The sequence below is a fragment of the Commensalibacter sp. W6292M3 genome (genome assembly GCF_016101315.1).
Lineage (GTDB): Bacteria > Pseudomonadota > Alphaproteobacteria > Acetobacterales > Acetobacteraceae > Commensalibacter > Commensalibacter melissae.
Window position 1 is genome coordinate 640794 of record NZ_JACFQT010000001.1, and the last position, 24627, is coordinate 665420.

Sequence of the window (24627 nt, forward strand, 5' to 3'; positions counted from 1 at the left end):
TTAGTCAGGATTTTTTTTATTTTTTAATGCATTTTCAATATAATCCAATCTCGATTGAAATGGATCAGTTTCAAATTTGATACCGGTTGTTGAAAAATTGAGTAATTTATCAGGATGAATTTTAAATTCGGAAAATTCCGATAATCCGTCTACTTTAGGTTTTGAATATTTTGCAAAATTGACCCAATATTTTTTTATTGCTTCTGACATGGCATTGTCTTGAGGTGTCAAGGATGAGTAGACTTTGTTCAACGTTCCAAAAACATAGGGTAATTCTGATGCATGTGGTGCCCCATAGGAAGTATAAGGACGGGCCGAACTGGTAATATAGGAAAAACGATAGCGATAGACAGGAACATTTTTACTGGCAATTTGTTGTGTCAATAACCGGGTCGGTTCAAGAATTTGAATATCGGCCATAAATTGATGCAAAATTCTAGTTTCGGATAGTTTTCCATTCGGATTATAAATTTTATTGAGATCCTCTATATTCATTCCCAGCTTGCCTGCCATACCTTTCAAACCTGATTGGTTAATCATAAAACCATCACCACTCGTATCACCGATTAATGTAGGAACAGGATAAAAAGCACCTTTTTCAAAAGCACTATCAAGGGATTGCTTCAACATGATACCATCAATAACCAATCCTGAAAAATAGTCAGGTTGTAGATCATCTAAATTCAATTTATCGACAATGGTTTCAGCAGGTAGCTTACGCAAGTTTTCCAAAGCATATTCATCGTTTTGGATATTATTTTTTTTTGCGAAATTTAGGCCTGTTTTTTCTGCGTCATCAATGGTTCTGGGTGGGAAAAAGCGTGAATGCCCTGTTCCAGATTGAATAATGGCTTTATTAAATAAACCTTTTGCCTCTGAAATGGTCATTAGGGATATAATTGAGGCGCCGCCTGCAGATTCGCCAAATAAGGTGATATTATCGCTATCCCCCCCAAAAGAGGAAATATTTTTCTGTACCCATTGTAAAGCTGCAATTTGGTCCATAATTCCATAGTTTGCCCATTTGTTCTCCTCATTTTCTTGCTGCAAGTCCGGACGTGCAAAAAAACCAAAACGTCCAAGTCTATAATTGAAAGTGACAACTATAACCCCTTCATTTGCCATTGAACTGCCATCGAAGATTTCCTGATTACTTCCGCCGGAAACAAATCCACCGCCATGAATCCAGACCATTACAGGATATTTTTTTTGGGTTTCGTTTTTTTCAAAAAAGGATTTTGGCATCCAGATATTAAGATATAAACAATCCTCGCTTGTTATAGGAAAGGTTTCTTTCTTATCCCATCGATTGGGATACTGACTGCAATTTGGTCCATATTCAGTGGTTGTTTTGATTCCCTGCCAAGGCTGAACAGGCTGTGGGGGAAACCACCTGAATGAACGAACAGGAGGCGTGGCATACGGAATCCCTTTGAAAATAGCTAGTTGGTTATCAAAATATCCCTGAAGTTTTCCTTGATCATTTAATTCAATAAAAGGATGTGATGTTGATGCTGAAGTCATTGTAATAAGTGCCAAAGATGATAAAAATGTGAGAAAAAATTGAAATATTACTTTTTTTAAAAAAGGGTATTCATACATGCGTATTGTACTTTTATATGAAATGAACAAATCTGAATGTTTATAAGCCAGTTAACTCAAATAGTATAAATAAATATCTCTTTTATGATATAATTATCACCTTACAACAATTATCGTGATTCCAAAATTTATTAAAGGATTGGATCATGAACCCATTTGGTTTAGATTATTTGTATTTAATAAAATATTAAGGTAACGTATGTCCAGATCCTATTTTACTAAAATTATTATTGGCTGTTCCTGTTTTTCATTAATGGCATGTACACCTGCCTATAATCCAAATCTATCTCCCGAACAAAATCGACAAATGCAAAGAAATTCCCAATTCAATCAAACGCTTGGGACAGGAGCATTGAGCGGTGCAGCTCTTGGAGCTTTGGTAGGAGGTTTGGCTGGTCATGGTAAGGGGGCTTTGATTGGTTCATTAAGTGGAGCGGCATTGGGAACCGGTGCTGGATATGCTGTTGCACATCGTACAGAAAATCAGCAGTTACAGGAAGATCAATTGAACAAACAAATTGCCGCCGCTCATCAGATAGCTTTGAATGCAAGTAATGACGCGCAACAGGCATCGCTGCAGGTTGCTCAGTTACAGAGACAACTGGCAAACCTTAATAAACAGATAGCGTCAAAACAAATTACTGTTAGACAATATAAACAACAATTATCTCATTTTAATAATCAAAAAGCCCAATTAAACAATAAGATAAATTATTATTCTAAACAAAGTGACCAAATGCACCAATACGCTCAGATAGCTCATGATAATCGTTTTGAGCAGGAAGCACAATCAACAGACGCAGCAGTTAGCCGTTTAAAATATGCCGAGAATATTCTAGTGAATGGCATGAACAATCAACCTGCAGGTTGATTAAAATAAATTTTCAAAAGGATTTATTAATGAAATTCTATCAATTTATCATACCCTTAACTTCATTCATGATATTAACAAACTGTTCCAATCCTCAAAGTTGTGATCCTGATAAAACAAATTTTTTTAGCGGATTGGGATGTTCTGTTGGTAATGGTTATAATAAACGCTCCCAGAATTTGAATAATCAATTGCAATATGAACAGCAAAATGCGGTAAATCAGCAACAAAATGCGGCTCAGGCTCATTCACAATCCATTGAATTGCAGTCCAGGTTAGAACAAAGACGCAATCAATTGACTCAAATAGATAATCAGGCTTGGGCTGCAAGGAAAAAATTGCAGGATGCTCGAGCGAATCATAGTTTGACGCAACAGCAGTTAAATCAGAAACAAAAATTGCTGGATAATTACAATGCAAGAAGATCCAAGGTAAATGATGATCCTTCACAACAGGATCTAAATGCTCTGTCAGCAATCTTGGGTAAAATGTAATGAATAATTAGGTAGCTTTCCTAAATTTATGAAATATTGTAAAGGATGAGATCCAGCAGAGTATAAATATACTGATAATTATGAAACCTGCAGACCCTAGATTTTCTTGTAATTCTTGAATTTGATCCCAAAAAAATCCGGATAGCTTGAATTTTTCCTGTAACAACCCTAGAATTTCAATTCCACCAATGACAGTCGCGATAAAAATTGAAAGGCCAGTCATGGTTAGATTATACCATAATTTCCTTAGTGGTTCTTTAAATGCCCAATTATAGGCACCTGTCATAACAATACTGTCTGTAGTGTCAATCAAGGTCATTCCGCAAGTAAATAAAAGCGGAAAAACCATAATATCCCACGTGGCCATGCCTTTAGCTGCCTGTATGGCGGCAATTCCCAACAAACCGATCTCGGTTGCAGTATCAAATCCCAAACCGAAAAGAAAACCCAATGGTAACATATGCCATTCCTTGGACACCATGCGAAAGGCGGGTTTTAAAATTCTCGATAAAAATCCTCTTGAAGCGAGTATATTATCCATATCCTTGATTGAATAGGATTTATTTGCACGAAAATCCTTGAATATTTTCCAAATTTTCAAAAATATAAAAAAATTGATAAATGCTATGATCAACAAGAAACTGCCGGATACCAAAGTGGCCAAGGTGCCACCAATTAATTGGAATTCATCAATTTGTGTTTTGAACCGATTGGCAAAAGTTGCAACGAGCAGACAAAAAAGAATAACTATACTTGAATGACCAAGAGCAAACCATAATCCAGTGGCAAGGGAAGGTTTTTTATGTTGGGTAAATTGTCTGACAACATTATCAATGGCAGCAATGTGGTCTGCATCCACTGCATGACGTAAACCAAATACCCAAGCCAAAAACGCTGTGTTGAGAAGAAGAGGTGATTGGTAAAATGATTTCAGGGCCCAAATCCATGCAAATATATTTGCAAGTATCAAGAAAAAATAAATGGAAATGACTGATTTTATCGGACGTTTAGGAGAAATTCGCATCAAAATCCTTGAGATATATATTAAAACCCCTTTTATTAAAGTAATTTAACCTTAAATAAAAGGGGCATTAAGATTCAGATTTTAATTTTTTTTACACCGTAAAAGCGAGAGAGCGGCAAAAATACCAACACCATCAAGAGCGAGATCCTGTTTTCTTTTATGCTTCAAACCTGCAGCAAACATGCATGTTGCAGCTGCCAATAGGGTAAGAGCACCCAATTTAGAGGTTTTTTTGCATAAAAGCATTGATGCCCCAGCAACTTCAAGGCCACCAACTATTTTCATATTGGTTTGAGACCAATTCATTTCAGAAAATCTTTTTTCTTGGATGCTAGCGCCTAAAACCTTGCTTGTTCCACATGCAGCAAATCCCAAACCAACAAGGGTTTTAAAGATTTTTTTGCAACATTTAGCCATAATTATAATCTCCTAAATATGAATATTTTGTAAATAAGTGTAACAATTATCATTCCAAGAAATTAAGTAAATAAATTTGAAATGAACTTATTTAAAACTATAAATATATTTTACAAAATGCCTGTAAGAAAATCTATATAAATCGAAGATTATGATAAATTAAGCTACAGCTTGTTTTAATGCCGCCGTAATTTCTTTCGTAGTTACATTACCTCCCAGATCACGGGTTCTGACTTTATCCTCGACAACAACTTTATGAATTGCCTTATCAATTCTTTTTGCAAGATCGTCACGTTTAACATGTTTCAACATTAAGGCTGCGGCTCTCAACACAGCGATAGGATTGGCGCAGTTTTTACCAGCTATATCTGGAGCGGAACCATGAACAGCCTCAAACATTGCCGCTTTTTCACCGATATTAGCGCCTGGTGCAAGACCCAGCCCACCTGTTAAACCTGATGTCAGGTCTGATAGAATATCCCCGAAGAGATTGGTTGTAACGATTACATCGTAGGTTTCGGGTTTTATAACCAGTTCCATCGAACAGGCATCAACAATACGTTCCTCACAGGCAATTTTGCCTTCGTATTCCTTGGCAACCTTGCGACCCTCTTCAAGAAACAGACCGCATAATTCTTTAAGAATATTGGCCTTGTGAACAAGTGTAACCTTTTTACGATTGTTTTGCACTGCATAATCAAAGGCAAATTTAACAATTCTCCGGCATTCTTTACGTGAGGTGTAACCTGCACATGTAGCGATAGCTTTCAGATCATTATCAACAGGGATATGATTTTCCATGGCAGCATAAAAACCTTCGAGATTTTCACGTACTACAACAATGTCAATATTATCAAATCTGCTACCCTGAATAAGAGTTTTGGTGGGACGAACATTTGCATAAAGTCCGAATTCCCTGCGTAGGGTAACATTGATTGAACGGTAACCTTTACCTACAGGTGTTGTCAGGGGTCCTTTCAATACCAGGCCAGTTTTGTGAATACTCTCGATTGTTGACTGAGGTAATGGATCGCCTGATGCATCCACGCCAGCCATGCCCGCAAGTTGTCTGTCCCATTTGAATGGTGCCTGAATGGCATCGAGAATTTCGATAGTTGCACCAACAATTTCGGGACCTATTCCATCGCCTGGGATAAGGGTGGCTGGAATTAGAGATAGATTTGACATAATTGTACCTTTGAATGATTCTAAATAAAAATTAAATCTATGTTAATTTCATATATTTTTTATCATCGATCTCGGGGTTAATAAAGGCATCAACTATCAAATGAACGTGCACATTTTCATGAGCCATGTTTGTTCATTTTTATTCAGATGAGGATAGATCAAATCGGTAATTTGTTTATGATAATTGTTTAACCAATTTTTTTCCTGTGGGGTTAACAAAGTTGGATTTATGATTTTCCAGTCAAAAGGGACAAGCGTTAAGGGTTTAAATTTCAAAAAGTTATCATAAGGAGCCTTGCAAACAAGTAAAAGGTTTTCAAGACGGATACCATGATGTCCAGCAAGATAGTATCCTGGTTCATTGGAAAGAATCATTCCTTCTTTTAGGGAAATAGGAAAGGGTTGTGATGATATTCGACAGGGACCTTCATGTACGGAAAGATAACTTCCCACACCATGACCAGTTCCGTGATCATAATTCAAACCGTTCTGCCATAAAGCGTAACGTGCCAATACGTCAAGTTGACTCCCTGTTGTTCCAATTGGAAAAACGGCTGATGAAAGTGCGATATGGCCTTTTAGAACCATTGTTGCCTGTTCACGAATTGAGGAGGGGGCAAATTTTTTCCCCATCCAAATAGTGCGGGTGATATCTGTGGTTCCGTCTTTGTACTGTCCGCCACTGTCAATAAGGTAAAGCTGATTTTCCCTTATAATCGAGTGGTTTGTTTTTGTTGCTTGGTAATGGATAATCGCACCGTTGGAACCGGTGGCAGAGATTGCCGGAAAACTTTCCTCTTTGTAAAATTTTCCCCCGGTTTCTATTCTGAACTGGTTGAGTTTTTCTGCCACTACAGTTTCAGATTTATCAATACCATGTTTCTCAAGCCAGAATAAAAAACGGCATATTGCAATACCATCCCTGATATGGGCATTTATGGCACCTTTTTGCTCAACTTGATTTTTGCATGCCTTGGGCAATAGAATGGGATTTGTACGATAATGAATTGATATTTCTTGTTTTTTGAGAAGTTGAATAAATCCTATCGGTGTCTGATTTTTATCCAATCCTATGACAAAAGATTTGATTTTTCTTAAATCTGCATATATATCATTTCGCGAGCATAATTTTACAGTGTGACCGAGAAAATCTGACAGAGTCTCGGAATATTGTTCCTGATCTGCATATAAACATACACGATCTCTATATAAAATTACAAAAACAAGTGGGATAGGGCTATATGGAACATCGGAACCACGAATATTAAGAAGCCAACATATAGAGGCTGGATCACAAAATATAAATGCATCTTCATTGTTGAAAAGTAGTTCTTTTTGCAATTTTTCGATTTTATTATGATGTGATAAACCAGAAAATTCCAGAGGATGAGGTTCAATAGGTTGATTTGGATAGCCTGGTTGATCCAGCCAAATTGTGTCTATTGGATTATCAGTGATTGGAACAAGTATTATTTTATTATTTTGTAGTGATTCCAAGTTTTTTTGACTCATTAATCTTGGGTCATATCCTAATTTTAATTTTTGCAGATGATTGTGATCTAAGATCCATGCAAGAGGTGATTTATGGGAAATATGATGATATTCCCATAATTCTTGGTCAAGCTGCTGTTGCATTTGAAGAATATAGCGTCCATCTGAAAATACAGCAGCATTATCCGGTAATACAACAGCTATGCCTGCACTTCCAGTAAATCCAGTCAACCACGCAAGGCGTTCGGCATAAGGGGCGACATATTCATTGAGAAATTCATCCCCGCGATTGATTATAAATCCGTCAAGATGATCTTTTTTTAGTATGTAACGAAGCGAAGACAGTTTTTCTGTATGTTGCATAAGATGATTTTTTCAAGATTATTAATGATCTGAATTTATTATTTTGTACATGAATAATAGATCCAGCCATTTTTCAAATTTTATTCCTGTTTGCGGTAAGATACCTGCATGTTTGAATCCGAACCATTCATGTAATCGTATCGAGGCTTGATTATTGGCGGTTATGGCAGCGACCATGACATGTACATTATTTTGACAAGCATAATTCATAAGATGCTTCATCAGTTTTTTGCCAAGTCCTCGGCCCTGGGCTTCCGGAATGAGATAAACCGAATGCTCAACAGTATGTTTATACCCGTCATAGGCCCTGAAATGTCCATATGTGGCAAAACCGAGGATTTTTTGCTGTTCATTGACGGCAACAAAAATCGGGAATCCCTCTTTCTCATGGTTTTCGAACCATACTAGCTGTTCATCATAGGTGCGGACTTTTGTCATCCAGAAAGCCGTTCCATAAATGATCTCTCGATTAACGATCTCGAGGATACTGTTAAGATCCGTAATTAATGCATGGCGGATTTGAATCATGTTTCTCTCGGTTTTTTAAGAATTAATGTCGCCCAATGTCCCTGTGTAATTTTGTCTTCAAGCTTCAGACCCTGTTTTTGATGTGCGGACAATACCATTGCTGTTTGGGATACAAGTAGACCCGATAATATTGCTATACCTTCAGGTTGTAAATTTCTGGCTAGATTTCTGGCCATTTTACATAAGGGACGTGCAAGAATATTGGCAAAAACAAGATCATATGGGGCTTGCTTTCGAATTGAAGGTGTCAGCCAACCATTACCAACCTCACAATGGACGAAATTCCCCAGTTTGTTTCTTTTAACATTTTCTCGGGCAGCTCGAACGGACCATGGTTCAATATCAACAGCCAGAACCTTTTGATGGAATAAGGCAGCTGCAGCCATTGCCAAAATTCCTGAACCACATCCAAGATCAAGAATTTTACGAGGTTTTTTATAAGCGATCTTTTCAAGGGCAATTAGGCATCCACGAGTTGAACCATGTTCACCAGATCCAAAAGCCACACCTGCATCAAGGGTTAAAACAACACGTGAAGAAGTGATTGGATCGTTCAAATGCGTGCCACGAATAATGAACATATTACCCACTTTTTGAGCAGGAAAAGATTCATATGTTTTTGCAAGCCATCCTTCTGTTTCAGTGAAATGTTTTTGGATTTCTGGAAAGAACTGGGTAAGGCCGCCTGCTAACGTAATTGCACTGTTAAGCTCTTTATCTCCATAGCCTGTATCCTTGATTCCTTCCAATCGCCAAAGATTCTTGTCTTCATTTTCCTCAAATATTCCTACGGTCGGGCAAACCGTGTTCAGGGCCTGTTCGAATATTTCAATATGTTTTTCTGGAACAATTAGTGAAATGGTTTCAAGCGCATTGGCATGCCGTTTAGTTTTTAATGTCATGATGTTTCCGTCACAAAGCTGTCTATAACGTTTTTAATTCCGGTTTTATCGAAATTGATTTCAAGTTTATTCTGTTCAGTCTTTAATACAGTTCCATAACCGAATTTTTGATGAAACACACGGGCACCTACAGGAATATTTTTAGATTTTGGCAAATTTTGACGTTGTTTATTCGGTGTAAAAATATTTCCAAAAGAAATGGTGTCTCGGGTTTCTTTCTGTTTTTTTCCAAAATTCAAATTATCAAAATAATTTGGATTACTATGGTTTCTATTGATTCTGATTGACGGATTTACAATAAACTGGCTGGGTAATTCTTCAATGAAACGGCTGGGAATTGCTGATTGCCAGTTTCCATAAATCTGGCGGTTTGCGGCATAGGATATCATCAGATTTCGCCTGGCACGGGTAATGCCAACATAAGCCAAACGTCTTTCCTCTTCCAAGCCATTCAATCCATTTTCATCAAGTGTGCGTTGTGAAGGAAAAAGGCCTTCCTCCCATCCCGGCAAAAAAATAGTATCAAATTCAAGACCCTTGGCGGCGTGAAGTGTCATTAAATTGACCTTGTCATCTCCACTCAGTTCATCATTATCCATTATAAGAGAGATATGTTCCAAGAATTCATTCAAAGATTGAAACTCGGACATCGCCCGGAAAAGTTCCCTGATGTTTTCAAGTCTGCCTTCTGATTCAACAGAGTTGTTTTGCTGCCACATCTCAATATAGCCGCACTGATGAATCAGGTTATCAATTGCCTTTAGATGACCATCTTTTTCACTTGTGGATCTTGCCATTTCAAGTTGAAGCATCAGTTGATTCAGTTCACTCGCTACCTTACCCCTGATTATTTCCTGATTTAATGCTTGCTGTGCTGCCATCGTTAGGGAAATATTGGACTCTCGGGAAAGCAGATGCAATTTCTGAAGGGCGGCTTTGCCAACCCCGCGTTTCGGAACATTAATGATTCTTTCAAATGCCAAATCATCTGACGGCTGGGCGACAATACGCATGTAAGCGATGACATCGCGTATTTCAGCACGTTCGTAAAACCTTACCCCGCTAATGATTTTATAGGGTATTCCCAATTTAATCATGCATTCCTCAAAAGGACGGGTTTGGGAACTGGTACGCATCAGGATTGCCATATCGCCAAAATGTTGTTCCTTTTTGTGAAAATCAATAATATTTTTACAAATGATTCTTGCCTCTTCATCGGAATCATAGGTTGAGAGAATTTTGATTTTTTCTCCTTCAACGGTGGCATTGGCAGCGTGAAGAGTTTTTCCCAATCGCTGCGAGTTAAATGATATCAAGCCTGATGCGGCACCAAGGATAGAGGAGGTTGAACGATAATTATTTTCCAAACGGATAATTTTAGCCCCTGGAAAATCCCTTTCAAATCTCAAAATATTGGTTATATCTGCCCCACGCCAGGAATAAATGGATTGATCGTCATCTCCCACACAGCAAATATTGGCTTCTTGTCCATTTTTTTGGGCTAATAATTTTAACCACAAATATTGTATCATATTGGTGTCTTGATATTCATCAACCATAATATACGTAAAATAACGCTGATATTTTTCCAAGATATGTTGATGCTGGTTAAAAATATTAAACATATGCAGCATAAGATCGCCAAAATCACATGCGTTAATTTCCCGCAGGCGTTTTTGATAATGGGCATAAATTGTCTTGATTAGGGAATTTCCGGATTTATTTATTTCATCATTAGGCAAGTTATCCGGTGAGTAACCCTTGTCTTTCCAGAACTGGATTGTACCAAGAATTAACTGTGGGGATACTCTTTTTGTGTCGATTGAATAAGCGGGTGTAATTTGCTTGATTAGGCGTAATTGATCATCTGTGTCCAGAATGGTGAAATTAGAGGTTAATCCGACAAGTGTAGCATTTTGCCTTAACATCCTTGCACATATTTTATGAAAACTTCCCAACCATAATCCCTCGACTGGTTTATTTATAAGGCTGGCAATTCTTTCGCTCATTTCTCTTGAAGCTTTATTGGTAAAAGTCACCGCTAAAATCTGATTGGGATACGCTTTTCCTGAAAGGAGAATATGGGCAAAACGTGATGTTAAAACACGAGTTTTACCGGTTCCGGCACCAGCCAGCACTAGAATAGGACCTTCTGTTGTTTCAACAGCTTTTTTTTGCGTTTCGTTAAGTTGGCTTAGATATTGGGTCATTACGCTTTACAGGATTGAATTAATTTTCAATATTGTTGATAAGGTGATTGATGAAATCAAATGATAACAGGTTGAACATATTAATGGATCATAATTCTTCTTTACCCTCGAATGATAAAGGAAGCAAACCTTTTAAAAATTTGGACGGTAGGGGACATCGCAACCGTATGCGTTCAAAAATTTTATCCAGGGGAACAGATGTTCTCGAAGATTACGAGATCCTTGAAATGCTGTTATATTCAGTCATTCCCAGAAAGGATACAAAACCCCTGGCAAAACAGTTGATTAACCAGCATGGTTCTTTGGGGCATGTTATCAAAGCAAATACAGATCGTACTGATCAGATCATATACAGTAAGAGATTTACTGAATTGATACAATTCATTCAATTGGTGGCTTTGCGTCTATGCATGTCTGATTTAATTGTGCCAACAAGTTTTAAACGCTTGAATGAAATGGTTGTTTTTTTGGAAAAAAACTTTCCAAAACAGGATAAAATCAATCTTAAATCCTTGAGGATAATTTATTTAAACAGTCAATATAGCTTCATCAAAGAATATTTTATGGTGTATCCATCAAAAAATTCTGTTGCGACTATACTAAAGAAAGCGATTGAAAATGATGCGACTCAAATTGTATTGGTACATTATATTAATGAAGAAATAACTCCTGATATGAAATATCAGATTGAACAATTCTCCAAAATGTTGCAATCAAAGGTTGGTTTTTTTGATTTAAATCTCAGTGAACATTTATTTTGTGTTAATCATCATTATGTTAGTATATTAAAATAATCCAGAACCCAACAAACTGACTGCGTTTATGTTTTACAAATCAAAATCATCCAGTATTTTATCAGTCAATGATCCTGATCCTGTGAATATGATAAACCGGCATTCGATTTCACCCTTTTTGATTATTTGTGATCATGCAGGGAAATTCATTCCTGAAAAACTAAATAACCTTGGATTGGAGCCAAATGATCTTGAGCGACATATTGCTTTTGATATTGGAATAAAAGGGGTAGGGAAAAAACTTGCAAAAAAATTAAATGCCACGTTAATTCTTCAAAACTATTCAAGACTTGTCATTGATTGCAACAGAAATCCAAATCATGAAAACCTGATTATTGAAATTAGCGATAAAACAGTTATAAAAGGTAATCTTGATTTGTCTGATGAGGAAAAAAAATCACGTGTTTCATCAATTTACAATTCCTATCATGCTTGTATTGAACAGGATATTGAACGTCGACAAAATGCGCAGATTTCAACCTGTTTAATAGCGCTGCACAGTTTTACACCTCAAATGGATAATATTGAAAGACCCTGGCATGCGGGTATTTTGCATGATCGTTATCCGGAATTCGGATTAATATTCAAAAAATATCTTGAGCAATATTATGATTTTCCAATTGGAGATAATGAACCCTATCGATTAAATGAGAAGAATGATTATTCTGTACCTTGTCATGCGTATGGAGGAAAATTGCCATATTTGGAACTGGAGATTCGACAGGATTTAATAAGATCGGAAATTCAGCAAAGGGAATGGGCGGATCGTCTGGCTTACTTATTGCCACTGACTTTACAGGAATACGGAAAACGATGAATATTATTACAGGAAAAGCTAAAGTTGCTGCGGTTCTTGGGTGGCCAGTTGAACATTCCCGATCTCCCCTGCTTCATAATTTTTGGTTGAATCGGTATGGAATTGACGGGGTTTACATTCCTCTGGCCGTTAAGCCTGAAAATTTCAAAAAAGTCATAATTGGCCTGTCAGCTTCGGGGTTTAAAGGATGCAATATAACCATCCCCAATAAAGAAATTGCCTTTTCTTGTTGTGATGAGGTTGATGAAATCGCAAGGAAAATAGGTTCTGTCAATACCTTGACTTTTAAAAATGACGGTAAGATATTTGGCACTTCTACAGATGGTGCTGGTTTTATAGAATCCCTTAGGGATCATAACATCAGAATTAAAAATTGTAATGTACTAATACTTGGAGCAGGTGGGGCTGCACGTTCGGTTATTTCATCGCTGGCCCATGAGAAAGCGAAGATTACAATAGCAAATCGCACAAATTCCAGGGCATTGCAGCTTGCTCAAGATCTTGGAACAGGTAATGTCATCGCATGGGATACCTGGACATCTTTATTGGGTCAATATGACTTACTGGTAAATACAACCTCTTTGGGAATGGAAGGGAAAGAAAGTTTTGATTTTGATCTATCCAAAGCAAAATCAGGTTTGGTTGTTACGGATATTGTCTATGTTCCTCGTTTAACCCCTCTGTTAAAAGTGGCAAAAGAATTCAATTTGAAGACCATTGAAGGATTGGGGATGCTGCTTCATCAGGCCCGTTTCGGTTTTCGCGAATGGTTTGGAGTGGATCCCATGGTTGATTTCGAGACAATCGAATATGTTGCCAAAACAATTAGAGAATAATATTTCATTATGAAGATATTGGGCGTAACAGGTGGAATGGGTATGGGTAAAACCACGGTATGTTCACTGTTGCGTAAAGAGGGTTTCCCAGTTTTTGATGCTGACCATGTTGTGCATCAATTACAGGGATCTGATGGTAAAGCTTTATCACTTCTTGCCAAAGCTTTTCCCGGGTCAGTGCATGACAATATACTTGATCGATCTTATTTGAGGAAATTAATTTCACAGGATCGGCATAATCTAAAAAAAGTTGAAAGCATTATCCTTCCATTGGTTGATATGGAACGAAAAAAATTCATCCAATTTTGGCAGGGAAAAAGAAAATTATGGTGTGTATTGGATATTCCCTTATTGTTCGAAAAAAAGATAGATCAAGTATGCACCAAAACTCTTTTGGTTAATGCACCAAAGCAAATTCAAAAAATACGCATTATCAATCGAGGTGGCATGTCTTGGCAACAGGCTGAAATATTAATTTCTCATCAGCTTCCCAATAGTTTGAAATGTCAATGGGCGGATAGAGTTATTCAAACAGGATTGAATAGGGCATATACTTACATTCAGGTAAAGCGCTTGGCTATATTAATGAAGAAAGATCAATTATGAAAAAAAGGTCTGTCCTTTTTGATACAGAGACAACAGGTGTCAATCCAGATAATGGCGATCGAATTATAGAAATTGCCGCAATAGAGTTAATCAATGATTTGCCAACAGATAATTTTTATCATGTTTTGATTGATCCAGAGCGAGATATTCCTATTGAGGCAACACGAATTCATGGATTTACAATTGAAGATCTGCAAGGTAAGCCAAAATTCAAGGATATTGCTGACGAGTTTCTGAATTTTATTCAAAATGATCCCCTGATCGCGCATAATGCACCGTTTGATTTTAAATTTGTAAATTCAGAACTGAAATATATCAATCGTACAACATTATCACTGGACAGAATGGTTGATACCTTACAAATTGCCCGCGCTCAATATCCATCCTCGCCAAATAGCCTAGATGCATTATGTCGACGGTTTTCAATAGATTTGTCAGAACGCACAACACATAACGCATTGTTGGACTGTAAATTATTGTCAGAGGTGTATATTCAGCTTACGGGAGGCCGTCAGAGAGGATTGAGCTTTGATAATCAAACAAAGGAAAAAATAAGAAAAACCTATAAAAAAAATCATATTCATCAACCCGTTTTCATGAAAGCCACTGAAAAAGAATTGAAGATTCACAAGGAATTTTTGAATGAGAAAATACCAAATGCCTTATGGAATCATTTTATGGATAAAAATTGATTATTCAATAATTTAATTTGTGAATAGGTTGCATATTAAGAAAATAATCTTTTATTTTAATATACTATATTCAAATTTTGTTTTTTAATTTTATAAGTTTAGGTTAAATAGAATATTTAGAGTCAAAAGGTTGAAAATGGGCAAACGGGATTATTTGTCATTAACAAATTTATTATCATGTTTTTCCATCTGTTCAATGGGTTTATTCTATTCTCATCCTTCTTTTTCAACACCAAAACAAGATCCATATAATACCCTAACAATACAATGGGAAAATGATGCAGCCTCAACCTTGAAAGGAACGTCTGATCAATATTATACAAACGGACTTAGAATAGGGTGGACATCTCCTACTGACACGTTGCCTCAACCTGTTGCGGATATGAACACGTTTCTTTTGGGAAAGGGAATGCAACGAATTCATTGGGGATTGCAGCAGTCGATATTTACACCACGTGATACTCAATCGAGCCAGAGATTGCCACATGATCGACCTTATGCCGGGGTTTTATTAACAACCGTTAATCTTATAAGTGACACGGATGATACGAGGAGTGTGTTTGGTATTCAAGCCGGTGTTTTAGGCCCCGGAGCTATGGGACGTCAGGTTCAAAATGGTTTTCATGCCATTACTGGGGATCACAAAAACCGTGGCTGGCACAACCAGTTAAAGAGTGTGCCCGTTTTTCAGGTTCAAATGGGTAGAACATGGAGATTTCTCGCAGGGCATGCTGGATCGGTTGATTTTGATATCTTACCTTCAGCTAATGGTGCAATGGGGATTTATAGAATTTATGGACAAATCGGTTCCCTATTCCGTTTTGGACAGGGTCTTGAAAGTGATTTCGGACCTACAAGAATTGGTTCGGGAAATGACGGTACTGATGCCTATGTTGGAACCCGTTTTGTTAACTGGTATTTATTTGGTGGTGTAGATGGTCAGGCTGTAGCCTATAATGCCACTTTGCAAGGGGATCCCTCTAAATCACATGCGCAACATGTTTCAAAAAGATCAGATGTTGGCGAAATTCTTGCAGGGGCCGCTTTAATTATCAAAGGATATAAAATCGCTTATACCCAAACTTGGCAGACCCAAGAATTCAGAGGACAAAAAAGTGGATTATTTAATTATGGATCTGTTTCCGTATCCTTTAAATTTTGATTTTTCTCTAACGTAAGGCACGTTCCATTATTCTGCTTGGGCGATAGGTAAGATAATAAAAACGTGCTGTTGCCAATACAGCAATAACAGCAAGGCCAATAGCCATGCCTGTCCACAATCCTGGTGCTTTATAGTTCAATGAAAATGCAAACCAACCACTCAGTGTATATCCAATTACCCAATAGCTTATCAAAGCAAAGATCATTGGGATTGTGGTATCTTTCAATCCGCGTAATGCACCCATCGCAACGCCTTGCATACCGTCAACAATCTGGAAAAGAGCAACAATTTTCAATATAACGATCGCAATTTCAATTGTTGATTGATTACTGACTGAATGAATATCAATAAAAAGGCTGACAATGGTTTTCGGGAAAATGAAAATGATTATACCAATCAGCCCCATAAAAACAGAACCAAGACCGATAGATAAAAAACCTGAATTTTTTGCATACAAAGGTTTTTGAGCGCCAACCCAATAACTTACCCGAACATTGGCGGCCTGAGAAATGGCAAGGGGTATCATGAACGTAAAAGTGGCAAAGCTGTTGGCAATTTGATGGGCGGCAAGTGCATCGGTTCCAAGTAGTCCTGCCCGGAAAGAAGTTGCAAGGAAAAGAAGCATTTCAGCTGCTGAACTGACACAGATGGGCAGCCCCAGACGCATCAAGGGTAAAAGCAAGGATAAATCAATTTTAAAAGGATAAAGATATTGTTTTAAATTCTTTTTGCAATGGGTTACTCCAATAAATAAAATTGTTGAAACCCACAAAGTAATTGTGCTGCCAATTGCTGAACCATACAAGCCCATTTTAGGGGCGCCCCATAAACCATAAATAAAGGCTGCATTTAACAAGGCGTTGATAATTGTTGTTAAAGGTGTTATTTGCAAAAGAATTTTCGAGGCATTAAAAGCTGGTAAAACAACTCTTATTAAACCTGTTCCAACAAGAACAGGGGGCATACCCCATAAGAGAATATCCATAAAATGACTGGATTTTGCAATCATATCAGGATTTTCACCTGTCCACATCAATATAAAGTTTGTCGATTTCAAAAGAAAATAGCAGGGAATACAGAGAATTAATCCAAATATATAGGTTGTCCAATAAATTTTGGATATCTGTGAAATTCTTCTTGATCCTATATATTCAGCAATTAAAATTGCAGCTGAACTCAACGCCGATTGCAAAACAACACAAACAGTAAAAAATAACTGTGTTGTAAATCCACCGATTGCTAAGGTTTCTTTATCGACTTTTCCCAATAAAATCGTATCGGTTACACCCATAGCCATTTGACATAGTTGGGCAAATGCGATTGGTATGGCAATAAAAAAGATCGCAGAAAGTTCTTTTTTCAGAAAAGCTGGTTGAGAAAGTTGCATTATATTTATTTATGACTAATAAAGAATAAAGATTTAATTTATTGAGTGTTGTTTGGACACAATCGAATACAGGATATGAACAAGGTAAAACAATGAATAAGCCAGAAATTTCCCTATATGACAGTCGTCATCATAAGATTTTACCTTTTAAACCATTAGATTCTTTAAATATCCGTTTATATTTTTGTGGCCCTACAGTATACGATTTTTTACATATTGGCAATTTGCGTGCAATGTTAACAGCCGATATTTTGGTAAGATTGTTGCGGAAAATTTATCCTAAAGTGACTTATGTACGGAATATTACGGATGTTGATGATAAGATAAATGCCCGTGCCAGAGCCAATCATGAATCTATTCAAGCATTGACCTGTCGAACGATTGAAGAATTTCATCAAGATATGGCTTCAATGTTTATCTTGCCCCCTGATATTGAACCAAAAGCTACAGAACATATTGAAGACATACAAGAGATGATTATCAGTCTTGTCAGTCAGGGATATGCCTATGAAGCTGATGGTCATGTTCTTTTCTCTGTCCATCAATACAAGAAATATGGGAGTTTATCAGGCCGCAATCCAGATGAATTGCTGGCTGGGGCAAGAGTTGAGATCGCGACTTACAAAAAAAATCCCGGTGATTTTGTTTTATGGAAACCTTCAAATGAGGATGAACCAGGATGGGATAGTCCCTGGGGAAAGGGTAGGCCAGGCTGGCATATTGAATGTTCTGCAATGTCCCATCGTTACCTCGGTGAAAATTTTGATATTCATGGCGGTGGTCAGGATCTTATTTTTCCCCACCACGAAAATGAATGTGCACAAAGTCTATGTTGTTTTCCAGGCAGTCAGTTTGCCAATTATTGGCTACATAATGCCATGCTGTTGGTAAATGGTGAAAAAATGTCCAAGTCTCTGGGCAATTTTTTTACAATACGGGAAATATTGACAAAGCATAATCCAGAAGCATTACGGTTATTATTATTGCAATCTCATTATCGTTCTGTTTTGAATTTCACTGATGAAGCCTTAAAAGATGCTAAAAAGGTTATGGATCGTTTCTATCGCGCCTTGTTGCCTTATGAACAGAATTTTAATTCAGAAATGGATTTACCAGAATTAGTCATGGATGCTTTGGCAAATGATTTAAACACACCCCAAGCTTTGGTGTTTATGCATCAACTTGCAGATAAAGCCTTACAAGGTGATGAACATTCTGCCTTAAAATTGAAACAGGCGGGTCAACAGCTTGGCTTGTTTAATAGTCTACCAACTCAATGGTTTCAAGATATTGATAATGAAGATGAGATTAAGATCTTAATTCAAGAAAGAAATAATGCAAAAAAATCGAAAGATTTTATCAAGGCGGATAAAATACGTGACCAGCTCAAAGCTCAGGGTATCTTATTGGAAGACAGTCCACAAGGTACGACATGGAGAAAAATATGACAGGTCGTGATGGTGGTGCTGATTTGATCCCAGTTGGAAATACACCTGTCGTTATTTTGGTTCGCCCACAGCTTGCTGATAATATTGGCAGTGTAGCTCGAGCGATGGCGAACGGGGGATTGTTCCATTTGCGGTTGGTGGCCCCGCGAGATGGATGGCCACAGCCAAAAGCCTGGAGAGCAGCATCTGGTGCAGACCGTTTATTGGATCATACAAAAGTTTTCGATACGGTAGAAGCCGCTGTTGCGGATTTACAGCATGTTTTTGCAACCTGTCCCAGACCTCGTCAAATTATCAAACCTTTATTAACGGCGCGTGGTGGCGCATGTGAAATGCGGGAAATGACCAATCGTGGATTGAAAATCGGTATTTTGTTTGGGCCAGAGCGAACCGGGTTGGAAAATGAGGATTTTGTTCAGACTGATTATTGGATCCGTTATCCCTTGGATCCAAGATTCATGTCATTGAATTTATCACAAGCGGTTATGATTATGGCTTATGAGTGGTGGATGTCCACTGAAGAAACACCGGAGCGGCAGTTGCAGACTAACAAAACGCATATCGCTACTAAAGGAGAGCTGAATAATTTTATGAATCATTTGATCAGGGAGCTTGATCATTGTGGATTTCTACGCAATCAGGAAAAACGGCCAGGAATGATTCGTAATTTGTATCATCTTTTTCAAAGGGGAGAAGTGACAGAACAAGAATTACGAACCCTTCATGGTGTTGTGGCGGAATTGGTTAAGGGCCCCATGAAATAATTAAATTATTTGATTTGGGATTTGAGCGTAAAGCCAAGTTGCAACCATGCAGTTCCATTGAAGATAAGGTCAAAACCAACCATGAATCCGATAAACCACAGGCCGTTTATAGGATTGACAAAAAGAATAAACCCTAAAATCAAGCCAAGAATACCACTGAATACCAACAACCCCCATCCTTTGGTATTTTTATTGTTAAAAGCAATCATAAGACGCATGATTCCACCAAAACAAAAACAAATACCAAGAAAAATGGTAATTATAACCGAACCATTAACAGGTTCACGAATCAATAATATACCGCCAATAAGATAAATGATACCGCATAGGGCTGACCAGAGAAAACTGCTCCAATCTTTAAGATAACAGGCGTGAATGAGTTGGGCCAAACCTGTAATAATTAATAAAATTCCAATAATTATAACCATTGCAATTGTTACAAAAACCGTGTCAATTAGGCACAGAATGCCGGTAATCAAACACAATATTCCCAATCCTACGAACCATTTCCATTTTTGGGCTATTAATTGATCCATTATGATCTCCGAAAAAATATTTTATAATTTTGTAAAGCGGTTAATTGTAGTTAGTTTAATTTTTTTTATGAAATTAATCTATTTATTTATTAATAAAATCAGTCATAATTTGGTATGAACAGATAGTTAACGATATTTTTTTATTTCATTTTATAAATCATTAAGGTTCATAATGAAAAACATTATTGTTATTCTTGTCGCTACTTTTTTTATATGCACATATCCTGTTCGTTCCCATGCATATGAAAGCCATTTATCATACTGGTTCGGTCAATTTGAAAAAATTCTCTATCTACCCTCTGCTGAATATTGTTACAGATTAGGTGTAAATTATTTAACAGGTAAAGGGGTTCAGAAAAATGAGAGATTAGCCCTTATATTTTTTACACAATCTGCCAGCGGAGGATTTGCGCCAGCACAATTTGTTTTAGGTCGATTTTATGCCTTGGGTGTTATTGTGCCGCAAGATTATAATAAAGCGATTGAATGGTTTAACTATTCCGCAGGACAGGGGAATGCTGAAGCTCAGTTTTATTTAGGTAATTTGTATCAGAATGGTGAAGGGATTGAGCAGAATTATGACAAAGCGTTTGATTATTTTCATAAGGCTGCTTTGCAAGGGAATCTAATGGCTCAATCCGCTCTTGGAATTATGTATTTAGAAGGTAAGGGATGTAAACAAGATTTTTTCAAAGCCTTTCAATGGACCCGTAAATCTGCAGAACAAGGAAATAGTTTTGCCCAGTATATCCTGGGATCATTATATGATACAGGTAAAGGCACAGATTTAGATTATTTCAAGGCGAAAGAATTGTATCAGAAGTCAGCTGATCAGGGATATGAGGGCGCCTTATACAAGTTGGGAACAATGTATGAAGCGGGTCACGGTGTATTACAAGATTTTCAGACGGCTCTTTTCTATTATCATAAAGCTGCAGATCAAGAAAATACGGATGCCCAATTGCGACTTGGGGAAATATATCATGAGGGGAAGTTGGTTCCTCAAAATGAGGTTGCGGCAAAAGAGTATTTTAAACAATCATGTTTAAATAGATCTCAAAAAGGCTGCGACAAATATAGGTTGTTGAATACGAATTAATTTTTAAATTTTTTTTAATATTATTCAAACTGTTAATTATTTGACAATTCATTAAAGTTTGAATATATAGGCTTCTACTGCCAGAAAAGTGGTTTATCTTTATCCAAAGAAGTGATGAGGTTACTTTGTATCAAATATAAACCCGTCTTTGATGCGAGTTAAAGAACTACTGGTACAATAAAATCTAATATTGCTTTACCTCAATGCGATGTTTTAACATATATAAAGAAAGATATTTAGACGTATGAGTAAGCGTTTACAAAGCAAATATAAAATTAACCGTCGTTTAGGGGTTAATTTGTGGGGACGTGCTAAATCACCGGTTAACAAGCGTGAATATGGTCCTGGTCAACACGGTCAGCGCCGCCGTGCAAAGCCTTCCGATTTTAGCGTTCAGTTAATGGCTAAACAAAAACTCAAGGGATATTACGGAAATATCAGTGAAAAGCAATTCCGTCGTTATTACGCTGAAGCATCTCGTCGTAAAGGTGATACTTCTGAAAACTTGATCAATTTGTTGGAACGTCGTTTGGATGCTGTTGTTTATCGGTTAAAATTTGCATCCACTCCATTTGCTGCACGTCAGTTCATTAATCATGGACATATTTTAGTAAATGGCAAGCGTGTTAATATTCCATCATATTCATTAAAAGATAATGATGTTGTTGAAGTTAGGGAAAGATCAAAACAACTTGCCATTGTACTGGATGCTGTTCAAAGTAAAGAACGGGATATTCCTGAATATTTAGAGGTTGATCATCGTCAAATGAAGGGTTCATTTGTTCGTACGCCAAAATTAAATGATGTTCCATATCCTGTAACTATGGAACCCAATTTGGTTGTCGAGTTTTATTCTCGTTAATCACATTTTATTTTTATACAAAAATGCCGAGCAATTTTTTTGCTCGGCTTTTGTGCGTTTATTGTTTTCAATATAAATTTAGGTCTGCTTGATGTTAGATACAGTTCAGAGTCTGGATAAAGAAATTTCCCGTCGTCGCACTTTTGCTATTATTTCCCATCCTGATGCGGGTAAGACGACTTTGACTGAACGTATATTGCATGCTGGTGGGGCTATACAGATGGCGGGAAATGTCCGTGCTAAAAGGGAACAGCGTCGAACTCGTTCGGACTGGATGAATATTGAAAAGGATCGCGGTATTTCAGTTGTAACTTCTGTTATGACGTTTGAATATGGTGGTTGCATTTTTAACTTGTTGGATACGCCTGGCCACGAAGATTTTTCTGAAGATACATACAGGACTTTGACGGCTGTTGATGCCGCAGTTATGGTTATTGATGCGGCAAAAGGGATTGAGGCAAGAACACGGAAACTTTTTGAAATTTGTCGTTTGCGCGATATACCGATTGTAACCTTTATCAACAAGATGGACAGGGAATCTCAGGATCCTTTTGAATTGCTTGATGAAGTGGCCTCTACACTGGCTCTTGAAACAACACCTTTAACATGGCCTGTGGGACGGGCTGCCAAATTTTTGGGTGCTTATGATGTTCGGAAACAAACCATGCGCCTAAAAGAGGGAATTCCAGAAACAGATGATCGTGTTATAGCATTAAAAGAAGAAGTGGAATTGGTTAAGGCGGCTCTGCCGGAATTTAATATTGATGATTTTAAGGCAGGTTTTTTAACCCCGGTTTTTTTTGGAAGTGCGATTAAGGAATTGGGGGTTCATGATCTTTTGGATGCATTGGTTGAATTTGGCCCAAGTCCACGAAATCAGGAAAGTGATCAACGTCTGGTGGCGGCAAATGAACCATCAATGACTGCCCTTGTATTTAAAATTCAAGCGAATATGGATCCAAATCATCGGGATCGTATCGCCTTTGCCCGTATTTGTTCTGGACGTTTAGAACGAGGTATGAAATTGAAACATACTCGTACAGGAAAAACTTTTGCATTACATACCCCTCAGTTTTTCTTTGCACGAGACAGACAATTGGCAGAGGAGGCTTTTGCGGGAGATGTTGTTGGAATTCCCAATCATGGCACATTACGTATTGGAGATACCTTGACGGAAGGAGAGGAGCTTCAGTTTACAGGAGTACCCTATTTTGCCCCTGAAATATTGCGACGGGTTCGCCTTGCTGATGCAATGAAAGCCAAGAAATTAAAACAGGCGTTAATTGAGCTTGCAGAAGAGGGAGTTGTCCAGCTTTTTAAACCACAGGACGGGTCTTCGCCTATTGTTGGTGTGGTTGGAATATTGCAACTTGATGTCTTACAGACGCGTTTGAAACATGAGTACGGCGTTGAAATAGGATTTGATACTGTATCTTTTACACAGGTCCGTTGGTTTGAGGGTGAAAAAAACAAAATTGAGAAATTTATTAATTCCAACAAAAGTGCCATTGCTGATGACATAGACGGAGATCCAGTATTTCTGGCCACTTCTGAATTCATGATGCAACGGACTGTTGAAATGCAAAAAGACTTAAAATTTCATGATATCAAACAGATCGGCATTGTTAAAAACAGCTAGTCATATCCTATTATTATCTTTATAGCTGGCCTTGATTAAATATCTGGTGGATGGAATAATTGGTTTAGGTAAAAGGGTTAAATCGGATATGCATATAAGTTCATCATATTCTGAGTTGCCTTTTTTTTGCCAATAATTATATATTTGTTGAAAATTCAAGTGTGTGTTCAACATTATTCCGATATCGATTATTCCTTTTTCGGGATGTTGAGTTGCAATAAGAATGCGGCTATTTGAAAAAAAATCTTTTTTTAATCCAAGTTCTTCTCTTGCCTCCACAAATAATTGTTCATGCAAATTTACAGTTTTTTCTTCATGACGTGATTCCACGCTACCCGCAGGGGCACATTGCCAGTAATTGGGTAGATAAACGCTGTTACTGTTTCTTTTTCCAAGAATAAAACCATCATCGCAAAAAATTAAACCTGTTACAGCCAAAGGTTTAAGACAAAGAAATTCATTGAACTCCTTATTTTCCATTTGGGCCGAAACATATCTATATTCTGTCCAATATCCCGTTATTTGATGGGGTAATATCAAAGTAGCGGTAAATACACGTCCATTAAACAATTTTGGGTATAATCTTTTTTTGACAACCCATAAATTTTCAATCCGTTTTTCAAGATTTATAGATAATTCAGTTTTATAATCTATAAGTTTTACGGAACATTCTGGGTATAAAGCAAATGTTTTCCATTCCATTTTATTATCTTTGAATGTCATAACGGAAACATTTTTGGCTGGGAGACCTGGATTCGAACCAGGGCTGACCGGGTCAGAGCCGGTAGTTCTACCGCTAAACTATCTCCCAATATATTTAATGTGGATGCTTATATCATGTAAAAAATTATAAAACAAGGGTATGGTAAAATAAATTAATTACAAAAATTTTTAG

Annotated in this window: 24 protein-coding genes and 1 tRNA gene; 13 read left to right on the forward strand and 12 right to left on the reverse strand. The window is 37.3% G+C overall.

The features are described 5' to 3' along the window. Complete coding sequence (locus H3T57_RS02895) at window positions 1-1524, reverse strand: carboxylesterase/lipase family protein (RefSeq protein ID WP_198193132.1); 1524 nt, start codon at window positions 1522-1524, stop codon at window positions 1-3. Window positions 1525-1801: 277 nt separating this feature from the next. Between H3T57_RS02895 and H3T57_RS02900 the strand changes: the two genes are divergently transcribed. Next, the gene (locus H3T57_RS02900) at window positions 1802-2473 is read left to right on the forward strand and encodes a glycine zipper domain-containing protein (RefSeq protein WP_230873059.1); all 672 of its coding nucleotides are present in this window, start codon (window positions 1802-1804) and stop codon (window positions 2471-2473) included. Window positions 2474-2502: 29 nt separating this feature from the next. Continuing rightward, window positions 2503-2967: a hypothetical protein gene (locus H3T57_RS02905; protein ID WP_198193133.1), complete on the forward strand. Its 465-nt coding sequence runs from the start codon at window positions 2503-2505 to the stop codon at window positions 2965-2967. Window positions 2968-2974: 7 nt separating this feature from the next. Here H3T57_RS02905 and H3T57_RS02910 read toward each other — a convergent pair whose 3' ends face one another. From H3T57_RS02910 to H3T57_RS02940, 7 genes are all read right to left on the reverse strand, one after another. Next, a complete protein-coding gene (locus H3T57_RS02910; RefSeq protein ID WP_198193134.1) occupies window positions 2975-3991 on the reverse strand; it encodes a HoxN/HupN/NixA family nickel/cobalt transporter in 1017 nt (338 codons plus the stop codon). An 81-nt stretch (window positions 3992-4072) separates the two neighbouring features. Beyond that, window positions 4073-4408 (reverse strand): DoxX family protein, encoded by a 336-nt coding sequence (locus tag H3T57_RS02915; RefSeq protein ID WP_110438064.1) that lies wholly within the window; start codon window positions 4406-4408, stop codon window positions 4073-4075. A 159-nt stretch (window positions 4409-4567) separates the two neighbouring features. Then, complete coding sequence (locus H3T57_RS02920) at window positions 4568-5596, reverse strand: isocitrate/isopropylmalate dehydrogenase family protein (protein WP_198193135.1); 1029 nt, start codon at window positions 5594-5596, stop codon at window positions 4568-4570. 96 nt (window positions 5597-5692) lie between these two features. Next, window positions 5693-7450, reverse strand: a complete 1758-nt coding sequence (locus tag H3T57_RS02925) for an aminopeptidase P family protein (RefSeq protein WP_198193136.1) — start codon at window positions 7448-7450, stop codon at window positions 5693-5695. A 21-nt stretch (window positions 7451-7471) separates the two neighbouring features. Then, complete coding sequence (locus tag H3T57_RS02930; RefSeq protein ID WP_155568155.1) at window positions 7472-7978, reverse strand: GNAT family N-acetyltransferase; 507 nt, start codon at window positions 7976-7978, stop codon at window positions 7472-7474. Then, entirely contained in the window at window positions 7975-8880 is a 906-nt protein-coding gene (locus tag H3T57_RS02935) for a 50S ribosomal protein L11 methyltransferase (protein WP_155568154.1), read from the reverse strand. The genes H3T57_RS02930 and H3T57_RS02935 overlap by 4 nt, the downstream gene beginning before the upstream one ends. Then, on the reverse strand, window positions 8877-11090 hold the full coding sequence (locus tag H3T57_RS02940) for an ATP-dependent helicase (protein ID WP_198193137.1): 2214 nt from the start codon (window positions 11088-11090) through the stop codon (window positions 8877-8879). The genes H3T57_RS02935 and H3T57_RS02940 overlap by 4 nt, the downstream gene beginning before the upstream one ends. 50 nt (window positions 11091-11140) lie before the next feature. Between H3T57_RS02940 and H3T57_RS02945 the strand changes: the two genes are divergently transcribed. From H3T57_RS02945 to H3T57_RS02970, 6 genes are all read left to right on the forward strand, one after another. Further along, window positions 11141-11884, forward strand: a complete 744-nt coding sequence (locus H3T57_RS02945) for a JAB domain-containing protein (protein ID WP_198193138.1) — start codon at window positions 11141-11143, stop codon at window positions 11882-11884. 28 nt (window positions 11885-11912) lie between these two features. Further along, on the forward strand, window positions 11913-12701 hold the full coding sequence (locus H3T57_RS02950) for an N-formylglutamate amidohydrolase (protein WP_198193139.1): 789 nt from the start codon (window positions 11913-11915) through the stop codon (window positions 12699-12701). After that, window positions 12698-13537: a shikimate dehydrogenase gene (locus H3T57_RS02955; RefSeq protein WP_198193477.1), complete on the forward strand. Its 840-nt coding sequence runs from the start codon at window positions 12698-12700 to the stop codon at window positions 13535-13537. The genes H3T57_RS02950 and H3T57_RS02955 overlap by 4 nt, the downstream gene beginning before the upstream one ends. A 9-nt stretch (window positions 13538-13546) precedes the next feature. Further along, window positions 13547-14143, forward strand: coding sequence for a dephospho-CoA kinase (gene coaE / locus H3T57_RS02960; RefSeq protein WP_110438055.1), 597 nt, complete (start codon window positions 13547-13549; stop codon window positions 14141-14143). Next, entirely contained in the window at window positions 14140-14835 is a 696-nt protein-coding gene (dnaQ, locus tag H3T57_RS02965; protein ID WP_198193140.1) for a DNA polymerase III subunit epsilon, read from the forward strand. Before coaE ends, dnaQ begins: the two co-directional genes overlap by 4 nt. Before the next feature lie 136 nt (window positions 14836-14971). After that, window positions 14972-15997, forward strand: coding sequence for a lipid A deacylase LpxR family protein (locus H3T57_RS02970; protein WP_198193141.1), 1026 nt, complete (start codon window positions 14972-14974; stop codon window positions 15995-15997). A 7-nt stretch (window positions 15998-16004) separates the two neighbouring features. Here H3T57_RS02970 and H3T57_RS02975 read toward each other — a convergent pair whose 3' ends face one another. After that, window positions 16005-17384 (reverse strand): MATE family efflux transporter, encoded by a 1380-nt coding sequence (locus H3T57_RS02975; RefSeq protein WP_155569284.1) that lies wholly within the window; start codon window positions 17382-17384, stop codon window positions 16005-16007. A gap of 92 nt (window positions 17385-17476) precedes the next feature. On the opposite strand from H3T57_RS02975, the gene cysS reads away from it, so the two are divergent. Then, a complete protein-coding gene (cysS, locus tag H3T57_RS02980; RefSeq protein WP_155569396.1) occupies window positions 17477-18832 on the forward strand; it encodes a cysteine--tRNA ligase in 1356 nt (451 codons plus the stop codon). Further along, the gene (locus H3T57_RS02985; RefSeq protein WP_196424250.1) at window positions 18829-19596 is read left to right on the forward strand and encodes an RNA methyltransferase; all 768 of its coding nucleotides are present in this window, start codon (window positions 18829-18831) and stop codon (window positions 19594-19596) included. Before cysS ends, H3T57_RS02985 begins: the two co-directional genes overlap by 4 nt. A gap of 5 nt (window positions 19597-19601) precedes the next feature. On the opposite strand, the gene H3T57_RS02990 is transcribed toward H3T57_RS02985, so the two are convergent. Beyond that, window positions 19602-20132, reverse strand: a complete 531-nt coding sequence (locus H3T57_RS02990) for an HdeD family acid-resistance protein (protein WP_110438050.1) — start codon at window positions 20130-20132, stop codon at window positions 19602-19604. A gap of 172 nt (window positions 20133-20304) precedes the next feature. Between H3T57_RS02990 and H3T57_RS02995 the strand changes: the two genes are divergently transcribed. From H3T57_RS02995 to H3T57_RS03005, 3 genes are all read left to right on the forward strand, one after another. Next, window positions 20305-21231: an SEL1-like repeat protein gene (locus H3T57_RS02995; protein WP_198193142.1), complete on the forward strand. Its 927-nt coding sequence runs from the start codon at window positions 20305-20307 to the stop codon at window positions 21229-21231. Window positions 21232-21475: 244 nt separating this feature from the next. After that, window positions 21476-22093 carry a 30S ribosomal protein S4 gene (gene rpsD, locus H3T57_RS03000; protein ID WP_110438048.1) on the forward strand — a complete coding sequence of 206 codons (618 nt, stop codon included), beginning with the start codon at window positions 21476-21478 and terminating at the stop codon, window positions 22091-22093. Window positions 22094-22184: 91 nt separating this feature from the next. Continuing rightward, window positions 22185-23732: a peptide chain release factor 3 gene (locus H3T57_RS03005; RefSeq protein WP_155569280.1), complete on the forward strand. Its 1548-nt coding sequence runs from the start codon at window positions 22185-22187 to the stop codon at window positions 23730-23732. On the opposite strand, the gene H3T57_RS03010 is transcribed toward H3T57_RS03005, so the two are convergent. Together H3T57_RS03010 and H3T57_RS03015 are read right to left on the reverse strand one after the other, a co-directional pair. Next, complete coding sequence (locus H3T57_RS03010) at window positions 23733-24434, reverse strand: NUDIX hydrolase (protein ID WP_155569279.1); 702 nt, start codon at window positions 24432-24434, stop codon at window positions 23733-23735. Between the two features lie 35 nt (window positions 24435-24469). Next, window positions 24470-24543 (reverse strand) — tRNA-Gln (locus tag H3T57_RS03015). Window positions 24544-24627 lie beyond the last annotated feature (84 nt).

Bases quoted from the DNA above. Each gene is read 5' to 3' on its own strand.
- H3T57_RS02895 (WP_198193132.1), bottom strand. From the start codon at position 1,524: ATGACTTCAGCATCAACATCACATCCTTTTATTGAATTAAATGATCAA.
- H3T57_RS02900 (WP_230873059.1), top strand. From the start codon at position 1,802: ATGTCCAGATCCTATTTTACTAAAATTATTATTGGCTGTTCCTGTTTT.
- H3T57_RS02905 (WP_198193133.1), top strand. From the start codon at position 2,503: ATGAAATTCTATCAATTTATCATACCCTTAACTTCATTCATGATATTA.
- H3T57_RS02910 (WP_198193134.1), bottom strand. From the start codon at position 3,991: ATGCGAATTTCTCCTAAACGTCCGATAAAATCAGTCATTTCCATTTAT.
- H3T57_RS02915 (WP_110438064.1), bottom strand. From the start codon at position 4,408: ATGGCTAAATGTTGCAAAAAAATCTTTAAAACCCTTGTTGGTTTGGGA.
- H3T57_RS02920 (WP_198193135.1), bottom strand. From the start codon at position 5,596: ATGTCAAATCTATCTCTAATTCCAGCCACCCTTATCCCAGGCGATGGA.
- H3T57_RS02925 (WP_198193136.1), bottom strand. From the start codon at position 7,450: ATGCAACATACAGAAAAACTGTCTTCGCTTCGTTACATACTAAAAAAA.
- H3T57_RS02930 (WP_155568155.1), bottom strand. From the start codon at position 7,978: ATGATTCAAATCCGCCATGCATTAATTACGGATCTTAACAGTATCCTC.
- H3T57_RS02935 (WP_155568154.1), bottom strand. From the start codon at position 8,880: ATGACATTAAAAACTAAACGGCATGCCAATGCGCTTGAAACCATTTCA.
- H3T57_RS02940 (WP_198193137.1), bottom strand. From the start codon at position 11,090: ATGACCCAATATCTAAGCCAACTTAACGAAACGCAAAAAAAAGCTGTT.
- H3T57_RS02945 (WP_198193138.1), top strand. From the start codon at position 11,141: ATGAAATCAAATGATAACAGGTTGAACATATTAATGGATCATAATTCT.
- H3T57_RS02950 (WP_198193139.1), top strand. From the start codon at position 11,913: ATGTTTTACAAATCAAAATCATCCAGTATTTTATCAGTCAATGATCCT.
- H3T57_RS02955 (WP_198193477.1), top strand. From the start codon at position 12,698: ATGAATATTATTACAGGAAAAGCTAAAGTTGCTGCGGTTCTTGGGTGG.
- coaE (WP_110438055.1), top strand. From the start codon at position 13,547: ATGAAGATATTGGGCGTAACAGGTGGAATGGGTATGGGTAAAACCACG.
- dnaQ (WP_198193140.1), top strand. From the start codon at position 14,140: ATGAAAAAAAGGTCTGTCCTTTTTGATACAGAGACAACAGGTGTCAAT.
- H3T57_RS02970 (WP_198193141.1), top strand. From the start codon at position 14,972: ATGGGCAAACGGGATTATTTGTCATTAACAAATTTATTATCATGTTTT.
- H3T57_RS02975 (WP_155569284.1), bottom strand. From the start codon at position 17,384: ATGCAACTTTCTCAACCAGCTTTTCTGAAAAAAGAACTTTCTGCGATC.
- cysS (WP_155569396.1), top strand. From the start codon at position 17,477: ATGAATAAGCCAGAAATTTCCCTATATGACAGTCGTCATCATAAGATT.
- H3T57_RS02985 (WP_196424250.1), top strand. From the start codon at position 18,829: ATGACAGGTCGTGATGGTGGTGCTGATTTGATCCCAGTTGGAAATACA.
- H3T57_RS02990 (WP_110438050.1), bottom strand. From the start codon at position 20,132: ATGGATCAATTAATAGCCCAAAAATGGAAATGGTTCGTAGGATTGGGA.
- H3T57_RS02995 (WP_198193142.1), top strand. From the start codon at position 20,305: ATGAAAAACATTATTGTTATTCTTGTCGCTACTTTTTTTATATGCACA.
- rpsD (WP_110438048.1), top strand. From the start codon at position 21,476: ATGAGTAAGCGTTTACAAAGCAAATATAAAATTAACCGTCGTTTAGGG.
- H3T57_RS03005 (WP_155569280.1), top strand. From the start codon at position 22,185: ATGTTAGATACAGTTCAGAGTCTGGATAAAGAAATTTCCCGTCGTCGC.
- H3T57_RS03010 (WP_155569279.1), bottom strand. From the start codon at position 24,434: ATGGAATGGAAAACATTTGCTTTATACCCAGAATGTTCCGTAAAACTT.